The following is a 22,237-nucleotide window of genomic DNA, read 5'->3' as shown; positions in this document are numbered from 1 at the left end:
AGCACGCGGGAGGCGACGGCGACCGGGCGCGCCACCCGGCGCGTCCGGCGCCGCATCGGCCGGGCGGCCGGAGTCGGCCGGTACGAAGCGCAACGCTGCGCCGACGGCGGCGGTATATTCCGCAGCATCCGAGCAAGGAGCCACCTCATGCACCTGTCCGCGCTGCTGGACTTCGACGTCGTCCCGGTCGACACCGAGGACCACGTCACCGTGCTGCTCGACGTGACGGCACCGCATCAACAGGCCGAGACCGAACGCGCTCCCGCCACGCTGCAGGTCGTGCTGGACCGCAGCGGCTCGATGCGCGGCTCCAAGCTCCAAGGCGCCGTCACGGCGCTGCTGTCGCTGATCGACCGCCTCGACCCCACCGACAAATTCGGCCTGGTCACCTTCGACTCCCAGGCACGCGTGGAGGTCCCCGCCGGGCCACTGCACGACAAGGAGTCGGTGCGCCGCCGCATCAGCGGCCTGCGGCCGGGCGGCAGCACCGATCTCTCCAGCGGCCTGCTGCGCGGAATCCAGGAGGCGCGCCGCGCATCCGCGGACAGCGGCGCGACCCTCCTGCTGGTCTCCGACGGGCACGCCAACGTCGGCATCACCGAGCACGCCGCCCTGGCCGACTGCGCCCGCACCGGTTACGCCGCGGGCGTGGCCACCACCACGCTCGGCTACGGCTTGGGCTTCGACGAGGAACTGCTGGGCGCGATCGCCGACGGCGGCGCGGGCAGCGCCCTGTTCGCCGAGGACCCCGACACCGCCGCCGCGCAGATCGCCCGCGAGGCCGAATACCTGCTGTCCAAGACCGCCCAGGCCGCGTCCCTGCGCGTCAAGCCCGACACCTCCTGCGTGAAGGAGGTCGCCGTCGTGGGCGAGCTGCCGTCGACCGCGCTGGACGACGGCTCGGTCATGATCGATCTCGGCGACTTCTACTCCGGCGAGCGGCGCCGCCTCCTGCTCCGCTTGGGCGTACCGGGCATACCGTCGCTGGGCCTGGCGACGGTCGCGGAACTCGTCGCCACCTACGTCGACCCCGCGAGCCTGAGCACCTGTACCGCGACCCTGCCCGTCTCGGTCAACGTCGTGCCCGGCGACGCGGCAGCGGGACGCGTGCCCGCCCCCGCCGTCGAGACCGAACGGGCCTTCCAGCACGTCCAGACCGCCAAACGCCAGGCCAGCGAGGCGCTGCGGCGCGGAGAGCGCGAACAGGCGTCCCGCGGCCTTGCGGAGGCGCGCCGGCGGCTCGCCGACCAGCTGACCGCCGCACGATCCGAGCAGTCCGACGAACTGCGCGCGCAGCTGGCCGAACTGGACCGGCTGGCCCGCCGCGCCCGCACCGACGACGCCAACCACGTGTCCAAGGCCGCCTTCGCCAGCCAAGCGGGTTACACCAAGAGCCGCGCCCGCATGGCCGCCGACACCGCCCGCCACCTGCGCGACGCCGACCGCGACGCCGCCGCGCCCGATTCCTCGCGGGGACACCGCGGCCCCGCCGCGCAGCACGCGGGGACACACACTTCCGATCCCGCCGCAGACGCCCGTGCCCGCGACGCGCTGGAAGGACTGTCGGTGGGCGACGCCTTCGGCGAGCGCTTCTTCGCGCCCGGAGCGCCCGACCCGGGCGCCGACACGCTGCCCGCCGCCCCCTGGCACTGGACCGACGACACCGAGATGGCGTGCGGCATCGTCGACGTGCTCGCCCGCCTCGGCCGCATCGACCAGGACGAGCTGGCGCGCGTCTTCGCCGCCCGCTGGGACGCCGAGCGCGGCTACGGCCGCGGCACCCGCGGCCTGCTCACGAGCATCGGCGCGGGCACGCCCTGGCGCGCCGCGGCCGCCGCCCAGTTCGGCGGCGCGGGTTCCCTCGGCAACGGAGCGGCGATGCGCGCCGCGCCCCTGGGCGCCTATTTCGGCGGCGAACCCGATCGCGCGCGAACCGAGGCGGCGCTGTCGGCGGAGGTCACCCACGCCCACCCCGCGGGCGTCGCGGGGGCGGTGGCCGTGGCCCTGGCGGCCTCGGCCGCCTCCGCCGACCCCGATCTCGGCGGCGCCGACCTGCTCGACGCCGCCCGCGCCGGCATCGGCGACGGCCCGGTGCGTTCCGGCCTGGAGCGGGCCGCGGCGCTGCTCGGGGCACCGGCCGAGGAGGCCGCCCGCGAACTCGGCAACGGCGCACGCGTCAGCGCCGCCGACACCGTCCCCTTCGCGCTCTGGGCCGCGGCCGCCCACCCCGGCGACTTCACCGCCGCCGTGCGCGCCTGCGCCCGGGCCGGCGGGGACATGGACACCACGGCCGCCATCGCCGGAGGCGTAGCCGCGTCCCGCGGCGGGATCGCGGGCGTCCCCGCCGACTGGCGCGCGGCCCGCGAACCGCTGCCGAAGTGGATCGCGCCGCCGCCGCGGCGCGGCTGACGCCCGAGGCCGCACAGCACACAACCGGGGCCGGTCCCCGCCGAGGAAACCGGCCCCGTCTCGATCGGCGCCTGCTCAGCGCTTGGTCTTGGCCATGCCGATACCCGTGATGGCGAGCGCCATGAGGATGCCCACGCCGCCCGCGATCACGTTGCTCAGGATGGTGCCGCCGACCGCCGCCGGACCGGCGACCACCCACGGCGCCACGATGGTCCAGACCCCGATTCCGACCGCCGCCCAGCTCATGCCGTGCGTGCGTTCGAACGCGGAACCGAAGCCCACGAGCATGAACATGAACGCCAGCCCCACGATCAGGTTGCTGATCGCGAGAGGGGTGTTGGCGCTGAATCCCACGATCCACGGCGACGCCGCGATGTAGAGGCCCGTGAGCAGCCCGACCCCTTCGGCGGCCTGCGCACCGGGGTTGGCCATCGCGGCCTCGGAGCGGGCCCGCAGCGCCATGATGTCGGGGTGCTGTTCGATGTTGGACCTGGTGGACTCGGCCATGGCTGTCCACCTCCTAGAACGAGACGGTTGCGTCCTTGCCGACCCTGCTAGCCGCCCGGGAGGCACATATACCGCATAAGGGCGGAATAAATTCTGCCGGATCCGCCGTGTGCCCCGTCCCGGCTGATCAGCGCGCAATTCGAGCGCGCACCGCGCTGACGCCGGCAGCGGCGGCGATAGCGCCGCGGTGTCCCGCCCCCGGTGCTCGACGCGGACCCGGCCGATCTCGGCCTGGACGCCGTCCGGGGGCGGTCCCCGCGGCGCTGCGAGCCGCCGTGTCACCGCCCTCCGCCCGCGCGTAGGGTGCACCGCATGGAACGTGTACTCGTGTTCACCCGCACGACCGGATACCGGCACGACTCCATCCCGGCCGGGGTGTCGGCGCTGCGGCAACTCGGGGAGGAGCACGGATTCGCGGTCGAGGCGACCGAGGACCCCGCGGCCTTCCGCCGCGGGCGGCTGAGCGGCTTCGGAGCGGTGGTGTTCCTCAGCCCCTCGGGCGAGGTGCTCGACGGCGCCGGGCGGGCCGCCCTGGCCGACCACGTCCGCACCGGCGGCGGCTTCTGCGGCGTCCACGCCGCCGCCACCGCCGAGCGCGAATGGCCGTTCTACGCCGAACTCGTCGGCGCCCGCTTCACCCGCCACCCCGACATCCAGCGGGCGGTCGTGCACGTCGAGGACGCCGACCACCCCTCCACCGCCCACCTCGGCGGCACCTGGACGCTCACCGACGAGTGGTACGACTTCGAACACGACCCGCGCGCCGACGTCCACGTGCTGCTCTCCGTCGATGAGGACACCTACCGGGGCGGCGGCATGGGCCCCGGCCACCCCCTGGCCTGGTGCCGCGGCGTCGGCGCGGGCCGCTCCTTCTACACCGCACTGGGCCACCCCGCACGGGCCTACGACGACCCGGACTTCCGCACCCACCTGCTCGGCGGAATACGCTATGCCGCCGCGTGGTAACCGCACGCCAGACGAGGGGGAACCGACGATGGCATCACCGCCCGCCGCCTACAGGGCCGCCCCCGGCGGCGAGCTGGAGCCGGACCGCGCCTTCTACCGGCGCCTGGCCGACGCCGACGGCCGGCACGAGACCGTCGAGTCCTTCACCCTGCCCATCCGCTCCGGCCGGGCCTGGGAGGTGCCGGCCGGCCACCTGTGCCGCATCAGCACACCCGAGGGCCCCCAGGTCGGAGATCTGAACATGTGGAACCGGCACGACCCCCGCGAACGCATGTGGGCCTCGCGAACGCGGCAACTGCAGGCCGCCCACATCACCACCCACGACCGCCTCTGGTCCACGCTGCCCTTCCTGCGCCCGATGGCCACCGTCACCGCCGACAGCCTGGCCGACTACGGCACCGACGCCGAGGGCGGCCGCGTGCACGACCTGCTCGGCACCCGCTGCGACCCCTATGTCAACCGGATGCTGACCGGCGAGGACTTCGACTTCCACTGCCACTCCAACCTCACCCGCGCCGTGCTGCCCTACGGGCTCACCGAGTTCGACGTGCACGACGTCCTCAACGTGTTCCAGTGCACCGGGCTCAACGAGGAGGACCGCTACTTCATGAAGGCGAGTCCGGCGCGGGCGGGCGACAGCATCACGTTCTTCGCCGAGATCGACCTGCTCATGGCGCTGTCGACCTGCCCCGGCGGCGACCTGTCGGTGGAGTTGTGGGGCCCGGGAGCCGCCGACCCGCTGTCGGTGTGCCGCCCGCTGGCGGTGGAGGTGCTGCGCCCCGCATCAGCGCTGCTTAAGGGCTGGTCGCCGCCGCGCCCGGCCGCCTACGCCGGCCTGCACGGCATCCGCCGGCCGCAGTGGGGCGAGGGCGGCCTCTGAAGCGGTGCATCAGCCGCGAAGCCGGGCGCGCCCGCCTTCGCGGTGGGCCGCGGCTTCCGGCGCCCTGCCGCCGCGGGCGCATAGGCTGGCGGTATGCAGTCACCGCTCGCCGACGGCCGCACGCTCGTGCTCGACGGCGGGCTGGCCACGCACCTGGAGGACCTCGGCTGCGACCTGAGCGGCGGCCTCTGGTCGGCGCGGCTGCTGCGCGACGACCCCGACGTGGTCCGCCGCGCCCACCGCGACTTCTTCGCCGCCGGCGCCGACGTGGCCATCACCGCCTCCTACCAGGCGTCGATCCCCGGCTTCACCGCCCGCGGCCTCACCCGCGAACAGGCGCGCGCCCTCATCGCGTCGTCGGTGGCGACGGCCCGCCAGGCCCGCGACGACGCCGGCGGCGGGCTCGTCGCGGCGAGCGTCGGCCCCTACGGCGCGGCGCTGGCCGACGGGTCGGAGTACACCGGCGACTACGGGCTGGACGCCGCCGACACCGACACCGCGGCGGCCGTCCTCGCCGACTGGCACCGGGAGCGCTGGCACCTGCTCGCCGAAAGCGGCGCCGACCTGCTGGCCTGCGAGACCATCCCCTCCTACGCCGAGGCCCGCGCGCTGGCGCGGCTGCTGGAGGAGACTCCCGACGTGCGGGCCTGGTTCAGCTTCAGCTGCGCCGACGGCACCCGCATCAGCGACGGTACGCCCCTCGCGGACTGCGTCGCCTTGCTGGCCGGGCGCCCGCAGGTCGTGGCCGTGGGCGCCAACTGCACCGCGCCGCGCCACATCACCGAGCTGGTCGAACGCGTCCACGGCGTCCGGGCTGTGGCCTACCCCAACTCCGGAGAAGTCTTCGACCCTCGAAGCGGGACCTGGAGCGGCGGTGGCGACCCCGCCGCCTTCGGCTCGGCCGCGCGCGAGTGGCAGCGGGCGGGCGCCCGGCTGATCGGCGGCTGCTGCCGCACCACACCCGAGCACATCCGCGCCGTCCGCGCGCACCTGGACTGACGGGCCCGCGAACCCGGCATTGTCGCCCACGCCCCGGCACCGGCGGAGCCGGGGCGTCCCCAGGCGTGGGCCGCGGGGTAGGGCACGCCGCGGCGGCACGGCGCGCTCAGCCGCGCCCGCCGGCCGCCGCGGCCGACCGCTTGCGCCGCGAACGCAGCACGGCGCCGCCCGTGCCCAGCGCGAGCAGCAGTACCAGGACCGCAGCGAGCGGTGCGGGACCGAGCGCGTCCAGCCCGCGGGCCAGCGCCGACTGCGCCGCGGTGGCGGCGCCCACCACCGGGTCCTCGGCCGAGCCGCCGGCCGCCACCCGCAGCTCCACCCAGCCGTAGTAGGCCACGTAGGCGCCGGCGAGTGCCACCAGCGCGCCGCCCGCACGCGTCGCATACGGCAGCGCGCGCCGCAGCCGTACCGCGAGGCCCTCGTTGGCGAGCGCCGCGGCCACGGTGAGCACCCCGATCACCAGGCCCATCCCGGCCGCGTAGGCGAGGAACGCGCCGAAGGCCGCGGCGGCGCCGCCCAGCTGCAGGGCGCTCGCCGTGACCGCGAAGAACGGGCCGATCGTGCAGGACAGCGACGCCAGCGCGTAGACCGTGCCGTAGCCCGCCGCCCACCGCAGCGTGCGGTCGGGGCGTCCGGGTGAGGGCAGGGGCACCAGCAGCCCGAGCCGGCGCCCCGCCAGCAGCCAGGCGCCCAGCCCGGCCAGCAGCACGCCGATAACCACCGTCGCCCACGGCAGGTAGCGGTGCAGAGTCGAGGCCAGTGGGGCCGCGACGAGTCCGGCTCCGCCGAACACGGCGACGAAGCCGCCGGTCATGGCCGCCGTGATGGCCAGCGCCCGGCCCAGCGCGCGCAACCGCGCCGCCGCGTCCTGGGGCGGGAGCGCAGCGCTGCCGCCCGCGCCGGAGGCGGTCAGCAGCGCCAGGTAACCGGGCAGCAGCGCGAATCCGCAGGGGTTGAGCACCGCGAGCATGCCCGCGGCCGCGGCGATCGCGTAGGGGATCTGGTCCACGGCGCCTCAGCCGCCCAGCTCGTCGGCGATGTAGCCGTCCAGTTCCTCGGCGCCCAGCGAACCGGAGCGGGTCAAGAACGTGCCGTCGGGGCGCAGGAAGGAGAAGGACGGCTGCCCGGTGACCTCGAAGCCCGACCAGATCGCGCCGTCGGCGTCGACGATGTGGGTCAGTTCGCCCATGCCGGTGTCCTCGACGAAGGTCTGCATCCGGGAGGTCTCGCCGAGCCCGGCGACCCCGATGAACCGCACGTCGTCGGCATGGCGCCGGGCCGCGGCGGCGACCTCGTCGGCCTCCCCGCGGCAGACGGTGCACCACGGGGCCCAGAACCACAGCACGGCGGGCTCGCCGTTCAGCTCGGCGCCCTCGATCTCGCCGCCGTCCACGGTCGCCGCGGTGAAGTCCAGCGCGGCGGGAACCTCGCCGGAAGCGCCGCCCTCGGACGAGCCGCCCTGGGCCGGTGCCGAGTCCGGCTCGGGCGCGGCGCCGCCTGCAGCGGGCGCACCGCCGGTGCCGCAGGCGGAGAGCAGGCAGGCGGCGGCCAGCGCCGCCGCCGTGAGGCCGGTCCGTGTGAGCGCGTCGTGCGTCATGAATCCCTCGATCGGATCGTCGTCCGCGGCGTCCGGGCCCGAACCCGCGCGGGGGCTGCGAGCCGGTGTGCCGATGTCTGCGGTGTATTCGGAACCGCGGGCGCGCGGGAGACGTGCGAATCCCCGCATCTGCCCGGCAGCGGCGCGGCCGCGCTGCGCGCCCCGGCATCGCCGCACGCCGCAGCGCGGGAGCACTCTCCCCGCACACGGACGCACACCCTGCCGCCGTCGTGGGTAGCGGCACCACAGCACGCGGCGCGGACCGCCCGCCCGGCGAGCGGGCGGCGCCCGCTTCCGCCACGCAGGGCGCCGCCCTCCCGTGACGGCGGCGCGGTCCGCGTGCGCCCGCCGGTTCGGCGCAGAAGACCACATGGAAAGGCAGGTCAGCCATGGTGAACATCGCCGTGTTCGGTGCCAGCGGGATGATCGGCTCCCGCATCGTCGACGAGGCCCTCTCGCGCGGGCACGCCGTCACCGCCCTGGCCCGCGACCGCAGCCGCCTGCCGCACACCGAGGGCGAGCGGCTCACCGCCGCGACCGCCGACGTGCTCGATCCCGGCGACGTCACCGCGGCCGCGCGCGGTCAGGACGTGCTGGTCAGTGCAGTGGGCGGCGGCGACGGGGACGGGCACCGCAAGCTGGTCGAGCCCTCGGCCCGCACGATCACCGAGGCGCTGCGCCACCTGGAGGAGCCGCCGCGCTTCATCATGGTCGGCGGCGCGGGGAGCCTGGAGACCGCGCTGGGCAAGCAGGTCTGGGACGCGCCCGGCCTGCCCGAGGACGTGCTGGCGATCATGCACGCCCACGGCGACGCGCTGGAGTTCCTGCGCGGCGTCACCGACGTCACCTGGACCAACCTCAGCCCGCCCGCGGTGATCGAGCCGGGCGAGCGCACCGGGACCTACCGCACCGACACCCACCGGCTGGTCGCCGACGCCCAGGGCAACAGCCGCATCAGCGCCGAGGACTACGCGGTGGCCCTGGTCGACGAGATCGAGTCGCCCCGCCACCTCGGCGAACGCTTCACCGTGGGTGAGTGAACCGGGCATCGGACCCGAGCCGAGCGTCCCGCCGCCGACGGGGCGGCGCCGACCGGACGCGCTTGGCAGACGCAGGCGAAGGAGCGTGCGCAATGGCAGCGAAACGCGAGAAGGACATCGCACAGCAGGTGCTCGGCGAGGTCGGCACGACGATGGCCGCGGAGGCGGGCATCCGCCTGGACGACAAGCCGGCGCCGCTGTGGCAACTGCTGGTACTGGTCAACCTGGCGTCGACGCGGATCTCGGCCGACATCGCCGTGGCCGCCGCGAAGGAGCTGAACAAGGCCGGCGGCACCACGCCCTCCGGCATGGCCGGGCTGAGCTGGCAGGAGCGCGTGGACGCGCTGGGGCGGGGCCACTACGTGCGTTACGACGAGAGCACCGCGAGCCGGCTCGGCGAGTGCGCCGAGTTCGCCGGCGAGCGGTACGGGGGCGACCTGCGCAAGCTCGCCGACGAGGCCGACGGCAAGCGCACCCGGTTGTCGAAGGGCCTGCAGGAGTTCAAGGGCGTGGGCCCCACCGGTGCCGACATCTTCTGCCGCGAGGCGCAGCAGGTCTGGCCGTGGCTGCGCCCCTACATCGACAAGCTCGCCCGCAAGGGGGCCGACCGGGTGGGCCTGCCGACTTCCGCCGAGGGCCTGGGCGAACTGGTCTCCGGCGACGACATGGCGGCATTCTGCGCCGGGCTGGTGCGCATCGCCCGCCAGGACGAGCTGGCCGAGCGGATCCGCGAGAAGGCGGCGTGAGGTCCGGCGCGCTGCGCGGGCGCCCGGCGGGCGCGGTGGAGCGGGGCTCGGGGCGGCCGCGATGTCCCTGCCCCGGCGTAGCGTGGAGGCATGTGCCGAAACATCCGCCGCCTGCACAACTACGAACCGCCTGCCGAGGAGTCGGAGGTGCGCGCGGCCGCGCTGCAGTATGTCCGGAAGGTCAGCGGCGCCACGCATCCCTCGGCGGCGAACCGCGCCGCCTTCGACCGCGCGGTCGAGGCGGTGGCCACCGCCACCGGTGAGCTGCTGGAGTCGCTGGTCACCACGGCACCGCCGCGCTCCCGCGAACAGGACGCGGCCCGGGCCCGCGAACGCGCCCGCGAACGCTACGCGGCCGACACCGCCGGGGATTAGCTCCGGGGGCTCGCCTGCGATGCGGCCGCACCCGCGCGGTCTCCCGCGCGGGTGCGGCCGCATCAGCCGGGCCGCCCCGGTCGCACCGCCTCGCCGAGCCGGTCGATCTCGGCCTGGGTGCCCCAGAACTTCACGAGTACCTCGCGCCGCGGCGGCGGGCCCAGGTAGCTGCCCAGCAGGAACAGCGCCAGCGCGACGGCCGAGGAGGTCGCGATCGGGAACATGCCCAGGGCGAGCTGGGGCGCCCAGTTGTTGACGACCGTGTACCAGACCATCCCGCCGGCCATGCCGAGGCCGGCGCCCAGCGCGTTGGCGCGCTTCCAGTACAGGCCCAGCACCAGCGGGAAGAAGAACGCCACCTCTAGCCCGCCGATGGCGTAGATGACCAGCAGTTCCAGGTAGTCGGGCGGATCCAGGGCCAGCACCAGCACCACCGCGGACAGCGCAAGGGAGGTGCCCGAGGCGAGCAGCGAGGTGTGGCGGTCGCTCACCCGCGGGTTCACGTAGGCCACGTAGAGGTCGCGGACGATGGTTCCGCTGACCACCAGGATCATCGCGTCCACCGTCGACATCACCGCCGCCAGCGGCGCCGCGAACAGCACGCCCGCCACGCCCGAGGGCAGCACCTCGATGATGGTCGTCGGCAGGGCGAGGTCGCCGACCTCCATATCCGGCTGGAAGTAGCGCGCCATCAGGCCCATGGTGAGGAAGCCGAGCGTGATGACGGTCATCACCAGCGGCCCGACCTTCATCGCGGTGTGCACCGACTTCGAGTCGCGGTAGCTCATCGCGCGCACGGCCAGGTGCGGCAGGACGCCGAACATCAGGCCGAGCTGCAGCGAGTAGGACGCGATCATCTGCGGGGTGAATCCGCCCGGCCCCGGCAGCGTGAGCAGCTCCGGCGCGGTGCTCATCACCTGATCGTTGACCGGGCCCATGCCGCCGGCCGCAGCCAGCAGCGCGACCCACACGACCACTGCGCCGGCGAGCATGATCAGCCCCTGCAGCACGTCGCTCATCGCGTCGGCGAGGAAGCCGCCGAAGGTCGTGTAGATCGCGATCAGCACCGCGAGGCCGACGAGCAGCACGGTGTAGTCGGCGCCCGTGGCCGCCTCCAGCAGCCGGGTCCCTCCGACGAACTGCGGCACCATGTAGGCCGTCAGGAAGACGACGATCCCCAGCGAGCTGACGATCACCACCGCCGGGCTCTCGTAGCGGTGCCGCAGCATGTCCACGATCGACAGCGCGCCCAGCTTGCGGCCGACGATCGCGAACTTCTTGCCCAGCACCGCCAGCGCGATGAACGCCGTCGGCACCTGGAAGATCGACACCAGGATCCAGCCGTAGCCCTCTCCGTAGACCAGGCCCGGGCCGCCGATGAAGGTTCCCGCGCTGGCGCCGCTCGCCAGCAGTGTGAACATCAGCAGCAGCCAGCCCAGCGACCGGCCGCCCATGTAGAAGTGCTCGGTCCGCTGCCCTTCGGCGACCGCCTGGCGGCGGCGGTAGCTCCACCAGGCGATCACCAGGAGCACGACGGCGTAGAGCAGGATCGGGATGAGGACGCCCCAGCGCATGGTCGATTACCTTTCCTCCCGCTCCTCGCCGGCGGAGCCGTCGGCGGAGAGGGGGATGTCGGTGAAGAAACGGCGGACGAGGAAGTAGGCGATACCGGAGAAGACGAAGCAGGTCACCGGGACCGACCAGAAGAACCAGGCGGGAAAGCCCAGCACGAAGGAGAGTTCGTCGGCGTCCTTGCCGCCGCCCAGCAGCCAGGCGGTGGCGGTGACGGCGACGGTGAACGCGGCCCAGTAGGCCAGCGCTATGCCCAGCTCGCGCATGGCCGTCCGGTAGCGCGGGTCCTCCTCGAAGTCGGCGCCGCGGTGCGGGGATCGGGTTTCGGGCATCGGGTTCTCACATCCCTTCAGGGCCCTGTCAGCGGGCGTGCTGCCAAGCCGTCCACCAGGGCCGAGACCAGCGGAATTCGGTTCAGGGTGGCCCCAACGTCCACCCACTCGTGGACCGCGTGCGGACCGCCGCCCACCGCGCCGAGACCGTCGAGGGTGGGCAGCCCCAGCGCGGCGCACAGGTTGGCGTCGGAGATGCCGCCTACGGCCGCCGAGCCGGGGGGCTCCCAGCCCAGCGAACGGGCGCTCTCGGCGGCCCGGCCCAGCAGCGCGGCCGCGGCGCCCTCCTCCATCGGCGGCCTGTTCGGCCCGCCCTCGACGGCCACCTCCACCTCGCCGGGCGCCTCGGCGAGGCGGCGGATGCGGTCGTCGACGCGGCGCTGGTCGGCGGAGGTGGCGGCGCGCACGTCCAGGTGGAGTTCCGCGGCGTCGGGCACCGTGTTCACGGTCTCGCCGGCGCGCGCCAGCGTCGGTGTCACCGTGAGTCCCCGCTCGGGTGCGGCCAGCCCCACCGCCGCGGTGGCGTATTCGGCGAGGCGGACCAGGGCGTTGGCGCCCTCGTGCGGTTCGAGTCCGGCGTGGGCGGCGCGGCCCCGGAAGCGCAGCGTGTAGATCGACCATCCCTTGCGGGCGCGTTTGAGCGCGCCGCCCTCGGCCGCCCCCTCCAGCACGAGCACGGCCTGAGCGGCGCGCGCCCGGGCCTCGATCAGCTCCCGGCTGGCGGTCGAGCCGGTCTCCTCGTCGCCGGTGACCAGCAGCGTCACCGGCACCTCGGGTCCGACCGAGGCCAGCGCGTGCAGACCCACGAGCAGGCCGGCCTTCATGTCGAAGACGCCCGCTCCGCGCGCGGTTCCGCCCTCGACGCTGAAGGGGCGCTTGCGGTCGGTGCCCAGCGGCCACACGGTGTCGCGGTGCCCCAGCAGCAGCACGCGGCCCGGTGCCGCCCGGGGCCCGCGGTCCCAGACGAGCGCCGAAGGGCCGCCCGGCAGCGGAACGCGTTGGGGCGCGTCCCCCGTGATGTGCTCGCCGAGGTCGGCCAGGCGGTCCCCGCACGCCTCGACCGCGGGGAGGTCGGCTGAGGGCGACTCCGCCCCGACCAGCGAGCGCAGCGCGTCGGTGAACTCCTCGACCTGCAACGGTGCCTCCTTCGGTGGCGTGCAGCACAGTCTCGGTGAGTGATCATCGACCTGTAATGGTCGCTTGGTATGAAGAACTGCACAGGACTTGTCGTCCACGACAAGGAGGTCCGTTGTGGCGGGTCCACCGCTGAGCACCGTTATCGGCACCATCGGAGTGTCCGCGCTGTCGGTGTGGGTCGAGCCCCCCGATCCCGCGGTGCGCTGCCACGACGTCGTCATCCACGACGCCGCCGCCGAGTTCGCCGCCGGGCCCGGCGATGTGCTGCTCGCGGTCGGGGTCGGCGCCGCGGACGCCCCGGAGCTGGTGGAGGAGGCTGCCCGGCACGGCGTGGCCGCGGTGGTCGTGCGGGCGTCGGCCGAGCTGCGCGAGCGGCTGAGCGGCCCGGCCCGGCGCGCCGGCGTCGCCCTGCTGGGCCTGGCGCCGGGCACCGGATGGGCGCAGTTCTCCGGGCAGCTGCGCGGACTGCTCGCCTCGACCGGCGCCGAGGTCGACGCCGAGTCCGCCGGTCCGCCCTCGCGCGAACTCGCCGACTTCGCCAACGCCCTGTGCGAGTCCGTCGGCGGCTCGGTGCTGATCTTCGACCCCCGCCAAGAGGTGCTCGCCGCATCCCGGCTGGCCGACACCGACGACGCGATGCGCCGCCAGGCGGTCCTCGACCAGCGCGGCCCCTCCTGGTACCGCTCGCGGCTGCGCAACCAGGGCGTCTACCGGCGGTTGTGGCGCGGCGAGGACGTCGTGGACGTCCCGGCCGTGCCCGAGCAGGGAGTCAGCCGCCGCATGGCCGTCGCCGTGCGCTCCGGCGACGAGATCCTCGGCTCGATCTGGGTGGCCGAGCGCGGGGAGCCGCTGGCCGACGACGCGGCGCTCGTGCTGCGCCGTGCCGCCGCCTCGGCCGGCCAGTACCTGCTGCGGCTGGGCGTGCGCACCCAGACCCGCCGCAGCGTCGTCGAGTCGCTCGCCCGCAGGCTGCTGGCCGGAGCGGCCGACGAGGAGGCGACCGAGTGGCTCGACATCGACCGCGGGCGGCCGGCCGCGGTCCTGTGCTGCGTCTTCGCCGACGAGCAGGCGCACGACGCCCGCGCGTTCGCCGACCTGCTCAGCGTCCACCTGCCCGCCCTCGGCGGCGTCGCCGTTCCGGTGCCCTCCCGCGGGCGCGTCGACGTGCTGCTGTGCGAGCTGGACACCGCCGGCGCCGCCGACCTGGCCTCGGCGGCGCGCGAGGTGGTGCGGCGCGCGAGCGCGGCGGCGGGCTGCGCGGTGCTGTGCGCGCTGGGCACGGTGGTGACCGGCGCCGCCGACGTGCCCGACTCCCTCGCCGAGGCCGAGCTGGTGCTGCGGGTGCTGCGCGAACGCGGAACCGCCCGCACCTGCGTCGTGCGGCCGGAGGAGGTCCGCGCCGCGGCCGGAGTGCTGGTGCTGGCCGACGTGGTCGGCGGCGACCCGCGCTTCGCCCGCGGGCCCGTGCCCGACCTGCTCGACTACGACCGGGCGCACCACACCGACTACGCCGCCACCCTGGCCGCCTACCTCGACGCCCTGGGGGACGTCATCGCCGCCTCCCGCGCGCTGCACGTGCACCCCAACACGATGCGCTACCGGCTGCGCCGCATGAATCCCATCTGCGGAATCGACCTGAACGACCCCGACGAGCGGCTCGTCGCCGCGCTGTACCTGCGCCGGGTCGGACTGGCGGGTTTGGACCGACAGACAAGGCCGCCCTCCGAAGTTGATGGCGATGTATGAGGACCGGGAGCGCACACCGCTCCCATACTGGCCGGTGTGAGCACCCCACCCGACCCCGAGACCGCGTCCGGCGGCGCGGCCGCACGCCTCAAGGCGGCCGCGCACGCCGCTATCGAGCGCCGCGCCGCGGAGATCGCCGCCTTAAGCGACGAACTCATGCACCTGCCCGAGCCCGGCTACGCGGAGACCGCGACCGCGGCGCGCTTCAGTGCCTGGTTGCGGGAGCTGGGACTGCCGCAGCGCACCGGGCTGGCCCACACCGGTGTGAAGGCCGTGCTGCAGGGCCGCGGCGACGGCCCGCGCATCGCCCTCGTCGGTGAACTCGACGGGCTCGTGCTGCCCGAGCACCCACTGGCCGACGCCGCGACCGGCGCCGCGCACGCCTGCGGCCACCATGCCCAGCTCGCGGCCGTGGCCGGGGCCGCCGTGGGGCTGCGGGAGGCCATGTCCGAGCTCGACGGGTCGGTCGCGCTTATCGCCGCCCCCGCCGAGGAGCTGGGAGACGTCGACCCCCACCTCGACGCCGGTTCGCCGAAGGGGCCTCCCCGGACGGGCGACGGCTCCGAGGGCTCCGAGGCGGTCGAGTTCCCCGTGGGTAAGGCCGAACTGCTGCGCATCGGCGCCTTCGACGACGTGCACATGGCGCTGCTCGCGCACACCGGCCGCGGCGGCGGACCGCGCTTCTCCGTCGCCGACACGCTCAACGGATCCCTGGTCCTGCGCGCCCGCTTCACCGGCCGCTCCGCCCACGCCGGGTCGAGTCCGTGGCTGGGCGTCAACGCGTTGAAGGCGGCCACCACGGCCGCCCACGCCCTCGACGCCCAGCGCGACGCCCTGCCCGAAAGCGACGGCGTGCGCATCAACTACCTGCTCTCCGGCGACGAGGGCGGGCTGGGGTCGGTGCCGTCCGCGGCCGTGCTGCGCACCATGGTGCGCGCGAACAGCGTCGAGGCGCTGCAGCGCGCCCGCGACGTGGCCACCCGGAGCGCCCGCGCGGGCGCGCTCGCTTTCGGCGCCCGCGTGCAGACCGACACCCTTTTGGCCTACCTGCCGCTGTCGTCGGCGCCGGCACTGGACGACGTCGTCGCCCGCAACGCCCGCGCCGTCGTCGGAGACGCCGGCGCCGCGCGCGGACGCCACCTGGGTGCGTGCAGCGACATGGGCGACCTGGGCCACGTCATGCCCGTCTCCCACCCCTACACCGGCGGCGCCGACGGAGACCACCACAGCCCCGACTACCGGGTGCGCGACCACCGCGCCGCCGCGGTCGAGCCGGCACTGTACCTCGCCGGGGCGGTCGTGGACCTGCTCGCCGACGGCGCCGCGGGCGCCCGCCGCGTCCTCGCGCAGTCGCCGCCCCGACTGAGCGTGCCGCAGTACCTGGCCCTGCGCCGGGGCATGAACCGCCGCGAGATCTGGGAGGAACAGTGAGCCGCACAGTCCTGGTCACCGGAGCCGCGGGCGGGATCGGCGGGGCGATCGCCCGCCGCTTCCTGGCCGAGGGCGCCGACGTCGTGCTCAGTGACCGCAGCGAGGCCGCGTGCACGGCCCTGCGCGAACAACTCCAGCGGCCCGAGGGCGTCGCCGTCGTCGCGGCCGACGTCGCCGACGCCGACTCGGCCCGCGCGTGCGTGCGCAGCGCCGGTGAGCACTTCGGCGGGCTCGACGTGCTGGTCAACGCGGCGGGGCTGTACCCGAGCCGGCCGCTGATGGAGATGAGCGACGCCGAATGGCGCGGCGTGCTCGCCACCAACCTCGACGGCCCCTTCGCGCTGTCCACCGAGTTCGCCCGCACCCTGGCAGCGGAAGGCCGACCGGGTGCCGTCGTCAACGTCACCTCCACCGCGGGGGAGCGCGCGCGGCGCGGGGCCGCCCACTACTGCACCTCCAAGGCGGGTCTGACGATGCTCACCAAGGCCCTCGCCCTGGAGTTCGCCGAGTACCGGATCCGGGCCAACGCGGTCGCACCGGGGTTCGTGGAGGTCGACAGCGAGGTGAATCCGCTCGGCGCCGACTACGTGCGCGCCGTGCAGGCCGGGCGGCCCTGGCCCCGCCCCGGAACGCCCGACGACGTCGCGGCGGCCGCGGCCTACCTGTGCTCCGCGGACGCCGAGTGGATCACCGGTACGACCGTCACCGTCGACGGCGGAGCGGGGGCGGGCAACGCCGCGCTCCCGCTCGCCTGAGGAAAAGGAGCACCGCAGCCATGCCGAACGGATACGTCTGCCTCACCTTCGACTTCGACGCGCTGTCGGTGTGGGTCGACCGCGGGCAGCTCTCGGCGACCCCGCGCTCGCGCGGCGAGTTCGGGGCGGTCGCCGTGCCCCGGCTGCTGGAGTTGCTGGCGCGGCGGGAACTGGTGGCGACCTGGTTCGTCCCCGGCCACACGGCACGGACCTACCCCGAGCTGTGCCGCCGCATCGGCGACCAGGGCCACGAGATCGCGCTGCACGGCGACGCCCACGAGAACGTCGCCGCGCTGCCGGAGGACGCCGAGCGGGCGGTGCTGGACCGCTCCCTCGCGGCGGTGCAGGACGTCGCCGAAGGCGGGATACGCGGGTTCCGGGCGCCGGCCTGGGACCTGTCGGAGAACACGGTCGCGCTGCTGAACGAGCGGGGGCTGCGCTACGACTCCAGCATGATGGGCCACGACTACGCCCCCTACCACTGCCGCGTGGGCGACCGGGTGGACGCCGAAGGGGTGGTGTGGGGCGATCCGACGCCGCTGGTGGAGGTCCCGGTCAGCTGGACCCTTGACGACCTGCCGCACTTGGAGTTTCTGACCTCGCCCGCGCGGACGCTGCCGGGTCTGGGCGATGCGGAGCGCATGTTCGGCGACTGGGAGGCCGATCTGACCTACATGCTGCGCGAGACCGAGCAGGGGGTGCTGACCGTGACGTTCCACCCCCAGGTCATCGGTCGCGGCCACCGGCTGCTGCGGATGGAGGAATGGCTCGACCGCATCGCCGGCACGGGCGTCGCGTTCAGCACCGTGGGCGAGGTGGCCGAGCGCTTCGCCGCGGGAGAGGAGCTCGGGCGGCCCAAGCCGGCGCCGCCCGGCCGCTGAGCGGGCGCCTCGCGCCGCCGACCGGCGGGAGTGGCCCGGACCGCCCTACCCCTCGAACAGCTCCTGACCGAGGTAGCCGCCCTCGGGTGCGGCCGGGGGAACGGCGAACAGGGCGCTGCCCTCGTGGCGGGTGTACTCGTTGAGGGCGTCGGCGTTGTCGGCGAGGTTGCGCTGGACGGGCACGAAACCGCGCGCCGGGTCGGCCTGCCAGGCCATGAAGAGCAGGCCGGCGTCACGCGTGCCGTCGGCACGCCAGCCCTCGTCGTAGTTGTAGCCGCGGCGCAGCATGCGCGCGCCCAGGTTGTTCTGCGGGCTCGCCAGGCGGATGTGGGCGTGGTCGCCGATGAGGGGGCGGCCGCGGGCGTCCTCGGCCGCGAGGTCGACCTCGGCGTCGACACCTTCGCGGCCCAGCGGCGCGCCGGTGGGCAGGTCGCGGCCGATCACCCCCTCGCGGTGGCCGACGTCCTCGGCGAACCAGTCCGCCAGCAGCATCCGGATCCGCCGGACGACCAGATAGCTGCCGCCCGCCATCCATGCGGGGCCCGCGCCCTCGCGCACCTGGACCGTCTGGTCCAGCAGGGATCCCGCGGGATTGTTGGTTCCGTCGATCTGTCCCATGAGGTTGCGCGGCGTGGCCGAGGGGTCCTCGGCGGCCGCGGCGGTGCGCCGGAAACCGCGTACCGACCAGCGCACGCGGGCGTGCTCGCGCCCCTGGGACAGCAGGTGCTGCACGGCCGAGGCCGCGACCACCGGGTCCTCGGCGCCCACCTGGAGCAGCAGGTCGCCGCCGCACCACTGCTCGTGCAGCGCGTCGGTGGCGAAGGCGGGGAGGTCGGCCATGGCCGCGGGGCGCGCGTCACCGCGGCCGGCGGCAGCCGGCAGCGACGGCCCGATGCCCACGGTGACGCTGAGCGAAGCGGGCAGCAGGTCGGCCGAGGCGGCTCCGGGCACGACGGCGGCCGGGCCTTCGCGGTGCAGCCGCTCGGCGGCGGCGGACCAGGCGCGCAGCACCTGCGAGGCGCGCTCGGCGACCGCCGCCGCCTCGGACGCGCCCTCGCCGCCGGCGCCGTGCACGTCCAGCGCGAGGACGTGCGAGAAGGCGGGCGGAGTGCCGGTGATGCCGGGTTGCAGCCGCGCGGGGCCGCCCTCGGGGGACTCCGCGGCGGCCATGGCCAACCGCGGCGGCGTCGCGGCCTCGCCGGCGGGCTGTGCACGCGGCGGCAGCACTTCGCCCGCCCCCAGGCCGGTGCCCGCGCCGACGAGCGCGGCGGCGCCGATGCGGGCCAGCATCCCGCGGCGCGACACACCGCCCGGCGGCGACTGCGCCGGCTGGTCGGGCGGGTCCTGCGGCGGCCCGGATTCGCTCATCGTCTCGTCTGCTCCTCCTTCGGTTCCGCGTCCGCGCGCCGCCCCGGGACACGTGCGACGCGGCGGCCGGGACCCGTGTCCAGGGCGGTCGGTCAGGTCACCGGCCTCCGCCGCGCTCCAGGACCGGCGCGGGAACCCGTACCTCGGCGCCGCTGTCGAACGACAGCGTCAACGTCACCGTGTCGCCGACGGCCAGCTCCTCGGCGATGTCCATGATCATGATGTGGTGGCCGCCGGGCTCCAGCTGCGCGGCGCCCCCCGCCGGGAGGGGGACCTCCTCGACCTGCTTCATCGTCGAGGCCCCGCTCTCGGTGATCTCGGTGGTGTGGATCTGCGTCGTCTGCGAGGCGGTGCTCGCCGCGCCGACGAGGGCGTCGTCCTCCGCACCGGAGTTCTGCACGGTGAGGTAGGCGGCGCCGACGTCGGGCCGAGCCGGCACGGGTACCCACGCCCCGCTGACCGCGATGTCACCGCTCGATGCGCTGCCTTTGCCGGCTTGCGCGGCGTCGGGCGTCGCGGTGGCGGCGGGGGAGGGGTCCGTGCCGGCGGAGGAGGCGGTGCCGCCGCAGCCGGAGAGGGCGAGGGCGGTGAGGCCGGCCGCCGCGAAGGCGAGCGCCGGGCGCTTGGTGGTGGTCATCGTCGCAGTCGTCCGTTCGTGTTCGACGGGAATCCGCCCGCGGTCGGCGGTGGAAGTGTGGGTGTCGGTGCCGGTGTCGGTTGCGGCGTCACAGCCACTTCTCGGCAAGCCCGGGCAGCTCCTCGCTCATCGCCTTCGCCGAGGTGCCCTCGTCGAAGAACCCCACCGCGGCGCCGTCGCCGTTGAGCACGGCGAGCCGCCCCCCGTGGGTGACCAGGTAGTCGCCCTCGGACTCCTTCGGCGCCTCGACGGGGATGCCGTAGGCCTCGGCGGCCGCGACGACCTCGTCGATGGGCCCGCGCACCCCGGTGAACCGCGGATTGAACGAGTCCAGCCAGCCGCGCAGCTGCTCGTCGGTGTCGCGCCGGGGGTCGGTGCTGACCATCACGACGTCGAAGTCCTCGGCGGTGCCGCCGATGCGCTGCAGCGCGGCGTTGACGTCGGCCATGGTGGTCGGGCACACGTCCGGGCAGCTCGTGTAGCCGAAGTAGAGCAGCGTCAGCCGGTCCCGGGCCACGTCGCCGAACGCCCACGGCTCGCCCCGGGTGGTGGAGAACTCATAAGGCGGCGCCGGCATCGCGCTCGCCGAGACCTCCATAAAAGGCCCCGTGCGCTGCTGGGACATCTCCTGCTGCCCGCCGCTGCCGCCGCAGCCCGCCAGCGCGAGCACGGCCGCGGCCGCGACCGCCGCCACCGCGATCGCCCGACGGCGCGCTCCACCTCGCCGCTCACTCATCGTCGAGTGCCTCTCCTCACATCTGACCCGAAAAGGCGGGAACCGGCCGCGCCGCCGCCGCCGACGCACGCCGAAGCGGTGCGCCCCTAGCAGGTGGGGGAGGGGCCGAACGAGCCCACGCGACGTCCGCGAAGGACGGGAAGGCGTCGTCGTGCCCGCCGGCGCGGCGGCCGGGATGCGCATCGGCCTGCGCATACGGCCCGCGTCCGACGCTACCGCCGGTGCCGGCCGTCCCCCAGCCGGGGTGGGGTCGGCGCCGCCGGGGCCGCTCCGGCGTCAACCGGCGCCCTGGTGCACCAGCTCCAGCAGCCGGGTGGTGGTGTTCCAGTTGCGCACGGTGGCCGGTGCCGGAAGGTGGCGGTCCAGCACCTGCGTCAGCTTGGCGCGGCCCGAGCCGTCGGGGAAGTACAGGTACAGCTCGCGCTCGCCCGCTACGAGCTCCTCGGGAGCGTAGGCGGCGGTGTCGAGCCGGGCCAGCCGCTCGCGGTCGACCGCGGTGTTGAGGAAGGCCACCGCGCACTTGGCGGGATCGCGTACGGCGAACGGGACCTCGGCCACCACCCGCTCCAGGTCGGCGGCGCTGCGCACCATCACCGCGACGCTCAGCCCCAGCTCGGCGTCGATCGCCCGCTCGATCGCGGCGCCCAGGTCGACCGGGTCGGCCTCGGCGGAGGTGAAGGCGGCGTTGCCGCTCTGCAGCAGCGTGGCCGCGTCGGTATGGCCCAGCCCTGCCAGCAGCGCGCGCAGATCGGCCATCCGGACCTTGTTGCGCCCGCCCACGTTGATCCCGCGCAGCAGGGCCGCGTATCTGGCCACGGCATCCTCCTCGTCGCCCGCTCCCGCGCCTGCGCACACCTTAGGCCACGGCGCCGACACCGGTGCCCGGCGATCGGGGGGAGCGCGCAGGAGGCCGATTCCGGCCGGTGCCGCGGCCGGGATCGGCCTCCGCGGCGGCTAGAGGAAATCTACATTGTAAAGGCACTCGTGTGGAGTGCACCCGAACGGCAACGCCTCATACCACGCGGTAGGGCTGGGCATCGGCCTCGCGCAGCTCCACGCCGTGGCCGGGGCGCTGCGGATCCAGCGGCAGCACCCCCCGCTCGGGCGGGTCGGCCCCCTCGAAGAGCCGGCGCTCGATGCGCACGTGGTCGTGGAACCACTCCACGTGCCGCAGCCGCGGGGTGGCCGCCGCCACATGCCGGTGCAGGTAAGGGGCGCAGTGGGCGGAGCTGTCCAGCCCGTGGGCCGCCGCCACCGCGCAGACCCGCAGGAACTCCAGTACACCGCCGCAGCGGGTGGCGTCGGCCTGCAGGCAGTCCACCGCCCCGGCGGCGCACATGTGCTCGAAGTAGGCGACGGTGCAGCCGTATTCGCCGGCGGTCACATCCATCGCCGAGCCGTCGCGAACCTGGTGCAGCCCCGCCAGGTCGTCGGAGGAGACCGGTTCCTCCAGCCAGGAGACACCCGCGGCGTCCAGGCCGCGGGCCACGCGGATCGCCTGCTTGGCGGTGTAGGCGCCGTTGGCGTCGACGAACAGTTCGGCGCCGTCGCCGACGATCTCGCGGGCCAGCCGCACCCGCTCCAGGTCGCGCCGCTCCCGTGTGCCCCGGTCTTCCCCGATTTTGATCTTGACCCGGTCGAAGCCCTCCTCATGCACCCAGCCGCGCAACTGGCGGCGCAGGTCGTCGTCGCCGTAGGAGGTCAGCCCACCGCTGCCGTACAGCGGAACAGCGCTGCGCATCGCACCCAGCAGCCGGTACAGCGGCAGACCGAGCAGGCGCGCCTTGAGATCCCACAGCGCGGTCTCCACGGCCGAGACCGCATAGCCGACCGCGCCCGGACGCCCCGCGTTGCGCACCGCGCGGACCATGGCCTCCAGCGCAGCCGGAACGTCCAGCACCCGAAGATCGCGCACCACGGGGGCGAGCTGGTCGTGCACGATCGCGGCGCAGGCCGGCGGCCCGTAGGTCCAGCCCAGCCCCTCGTGTCCGCCGCCCGCCACGTGCACGACCACGATGGTGGTGGAATCCCAGGCCAGTGTGCCGTCCGCGGAGTGGCGGTCGGTCGGCACGGTATAGGCGGCGGCGCGCACGCCGGTGACGGCGGGGTCGCTGAAGCCCACG

The 22,237-nt window shown here is 74.8% G+C and carries 22 protein-coding genes; 11 read left to right on the top strand and 11 right to left on the bottom strand.

Going from position 1 to position 22,237, the window contains the following annotated elements:
• Positions 1-147: 147 nt before the first annotated feature.
• Positions 148-2,409, top strand: a complete 2,262-nt coding sequence (locus tag EKD16_RS13015) for an ADP-ribosylglycohydrolase family protein (RefSeq protein WP_131098628.1) — start codon at positions 148-150, stop codon at positions 2,407-2,409.
• 75 nt (positions 2,410-2,484) lie between these two features.
• Here EKD16_RS13015 and EKD16_RS13010 read toward each other — a convergent pair whose 3' ends face one another.
• Positions 2,485-2,916, bottom strand: a complete 432-nt coding sequence (locus tag EKD16_RS13010) for an SPW repeat protein (RefSeq protein WP_131098627.1) — start codon at positions 2,914-2,916, stop codon at positions 2,485-2,487.
• 312 nt (positions 2,917-3,228) lie between these two features.
• Here EKD16_RS13010 and EKD16_RS13005 point away from each other — a divergent pair, with 312 nt between their 5' ends.
• The 3 genes from EKD16_RS13005 (at position 3,229) to mmuM (ending at position 5,761) form a co-directional block, all read left to right on the top strand.
• Positions 3,229-3,882 (top strand): ThuA domain-containing protein, encoded by a 654-nt coding sequence (locus tag EKD16_RS13005; RefSeq protein ID WP_131098626.1) that lies wholly within the window; start codon positions 3,229-3,231, stop codon positions 3,880-3,882.
• 28 nt (positions 3,883-3,910) lie between these two features.
• Positions 3,911-4,762, top strand: a complete 852-nt coding sequence (locus EKD16_RS13000) for an urea carboxylase-associated family protein (RefSeq protein WP_131098625.1) — start codon at positions 3,911-3,913, stop codon at positions 4,760-4,762.
• A gap of 93 nt (positions 4,763-4,855) precedes the next feature.
• Positions 4,856-5,761, top strand: a complete 906-nt coding sequence (gene mmuM / locus EKD16_RS12995; protein WP_131098624.1) for a homocysteine S-methyltransferase — start codon at positions 4,856-4,858, stop codon at positions 5,759-5,761.
• A gap of 106 nt (positions 5,762-5,867) precedes the next feature.
• Here mmuM and EKD16_RS12990 read toward each other — a convergent pair whose 3' ends face one another.
• Positions 5,868-6,770, bottom strand: coding sequence for a cytochrome c biogenesis CcdA family protein (locus tag EKD16_RS12990; protein ID WP_131098623.1), 903 nt, complete (start codon positions 6,768-6,770; stop codon positions 5,868-5,870).
• A gap of 6 nt (positions 6,771-6,776) precedes the next feature.
• The gene (locus tag EKD16_RS12985; RefSeq protein ID WP_131098622.1) at positions 6,777-7,358 is read right to left on the bottom strand and encodes a redoxin domain-containing protein; all 582 of its coding nucleotides are present in this window, start codon (positions 7,356-7,358) and stop codon (positions 6,777-6,779) included.
• Positions 7,359-7,747: 389 nt separating this feature from the next.
• Between EKD16_RS12985 and EKD16_RS12980 the strand changes: the two genes are divergently transcribed.
• From EKD16_RS12980 to EKD16_RS12970, 3 genes are all read left to right on the top strand, one after another.
• Positions 7,748-8,398, top strand: a complete 651-nt coding sequence (locus tag EKD16_RS12980) for an NAD(P)-dependent oxidoreductase (protein ID WP_131098621.1) — start codon at positions 7,748-7,750, stop codon at positions 8,396-8,398.
• A 92-nt stretch (positions 8,399-8,490) separates the two neighbouring features.
• Positions 8,491-9,144, top strand: a complete 654-nt coding sequence (locus tag EKD16_RS12975) for an HhH-GDP family DNA glycosylase (protein WP_131098620.1) — start codon at positions 8,491-8,493, stop codon at positions 9,142-9,144.
• Positions 9,145-9,234: 90 nt separating this feature from the next.
• Positions 9,235-9,519, top strand: coding sequence for a DUF2277 domain-containing protein (locus EKD16_RS12970; RefSeq protein WP_131098619.1), 285 nt, complete (start codon positions 9,235-9,237; stop codon positions 9,517-9,519).
• A gap of 62 nt (positions 9,520-9,581) precedes the next feature.
• Here EKD16_RS12970 and panF read toward each other — a convergent pair whose 3' ends face one another.
• Genes panF through EKD16_RS12955 form a run of 3 tightly spaced genes read right to left on the bottom strand, consistent with a single transcriptional unit; the run spans position 9,582 to position 12,559 of the window.
• Positions 9,582-11,093 carry a sodium/pantothenate symporter gene (panF, locus tag EKD16_RS12965; RefSeq protein ID WP_131098618.1) on the bottom strand — a complete coding sequence of 504 codons (1,512 nt, stop codon included), beginning with the start codon at positions 11,091-11,093 and terminating at the stop codon, positions 9,582-9,584.
• 6 nt (positions 11,094-11,099) lie between these two features.
• Positions 11,100-11,423: a YhdT family protein gene (locus EKD16_RS12960; protein ID WP_131098617.1), complete on the bottom strand. Its 324-nt coding sequence runs from the start codon at positions 11,421-11,423 to the stop codon at positions 11,100-11,102.
• Positions 11,424-11,440: 17 nt separating this feature from the next.
• Complete coding sequence (locus EKD16_RS12955; protein WP_242676953.1) at positions 11,441-12,559, bottom strand: M20/M25/M40 family metallo-hydrolase; 1,119 nt, start codon at positions 12,557-12,559, stop codon at positions 11,441-11,443.
• Between the two features lie 115 nt (positions 12,560-12,674).
• Here EKD16_RS12955 and EKD16_RS25775 point away from each other — a divergent pair, with 115 nt between their 5' ends.
• Genes EKD16_RS25775 through EKD16_RS12935 form a run of 4 tightly spaced genes read left to right on the top strand, consistent with a single transcriptional unit; the run spans position 12,675 to position 17,373 of the window.
• On the top strand, positions 12,675-14,306 hold the full coding sequence (locus EKD16_RS25775; protein WP_131098615.1) for a PucR family transcriptional regulator: 1,632 nt from the start codon (positions 12,675-12,677) through the stop codon (positions 14,304-14,306).
• A gap of 36 nt (positions 14,307-14,342) precedes the next feature.
• Entirely contained in the window at positions 14,343-15,737 is a 1,395-nt protein-coding gene (locus EKD16_RS12945) for a M20/M25/M40 family metallo-hydrolase (RefSeq protein ID WP_242676952.1), read from the top strand.
• Positions 15,734-16,492, top strand: coding sequence for an SDR family NAD(P)-dependent oxidoreductase (locus EKD16_RS12940; RefSeq protein ID WP_207391293.1), 759 nt, complete (start codon positions 15,734-15,736; stop codon positions 16,490-16,492). The genes EKD16_RS12945 and EKD16_RS12940 overlap by 4 nt, the downstream gene beginning before the upstream one ends.
• 20 nt (positions 16,493-16,512) lie before the next feature.
• Entirely contained in the window at positions 16,513-17,373 is an 861-nt protein-coding gene (locus tag EKD16_RS12935; RefSeq protein WP_131098613.1) for a polysaccharide deacetylase family protein, read from the top strand.
• Between the two features lie 45 nt (positions 17,374-17,418).
• Here EKD16_RS12935 and EKD16_RS12930 read toward each other — a convergent pair whose 3' ends face one another.
• From EKD16_RS12930 to EKD16_RS12910, 5 genes are all read right to left on the bottom strand, one after another.
• Positions 17,419-18,741, bottom strand: a complete 1,323-nt coding sequence (locus EKD16_RS12930) for a Dyp-type peroxidase (protein ID WP_131098612.1) — start codon at positions 18,739-18,741, stop codon at positions 17,419-17,421.
• Between the two features lie 97 nt (positions 18,742-18,838).
• Positions 18,839-19,378: a copper chaperone PCu(A)C gene (locus EKD16_RS12925; protein WP_131098611.1), complete on the bottom strand. Its 540-nt coding sequence runs from the start codon at positions 19,376-19,378 to the stop codon at positions 18,839-18,841.
• 88 nt (positions 19,379-19,466) lie between these two features.
• Entirely contained in the window at positions 19,467-20,114 is a 648-nt protein-coding gene (locus EKD16_RS12920; RefSeq protein ID WP_131098610.1) for an SCO family protein, read from the bottom strand.
• A gap of 276 nt (positions 20,115-20,390) precedes the next feature.
• On the bottom strand, positions 20,391-20,930 hold the full coding sequence (locus EKD16_RS12915; RefSeq protein ID WP_131098609.1) for a DUF1697 domain-containing protein: 540 nt from the start codon (positions 20,928-20,930) through the stop codon (positions 20,391-20,393).
• Between the two features lie 196 nt (positions 20,931-21,126).
• Positions 21,127-22,236: an enolase C-terminal domain-like protein gene (locus tag EKD16_RS12910; RefSeq protein WP_131098608.1), complete on the bottom strand. Its 1,110-nt coding sequence runs from the start codon at positions 22,234-22,236 to the stop codon at positions 21,127-21,129.
• Between the last annotated feature and the right edge of the window lies 1 nt (position 22,237).

The sequence above is a fragment of the Streptomonospora litoralis genome (genome assembly GCF_004323735.1).
Lineage (GTDB): Bacteria > Actinomycetota > Actinomycetes > Streptosporangiales > Streptosporangiaceae > Streptomonospora > Streptomonospora litoralis.
This window is presented reverse-complemented; position numbering and strand designations above follow the sequence as displayed.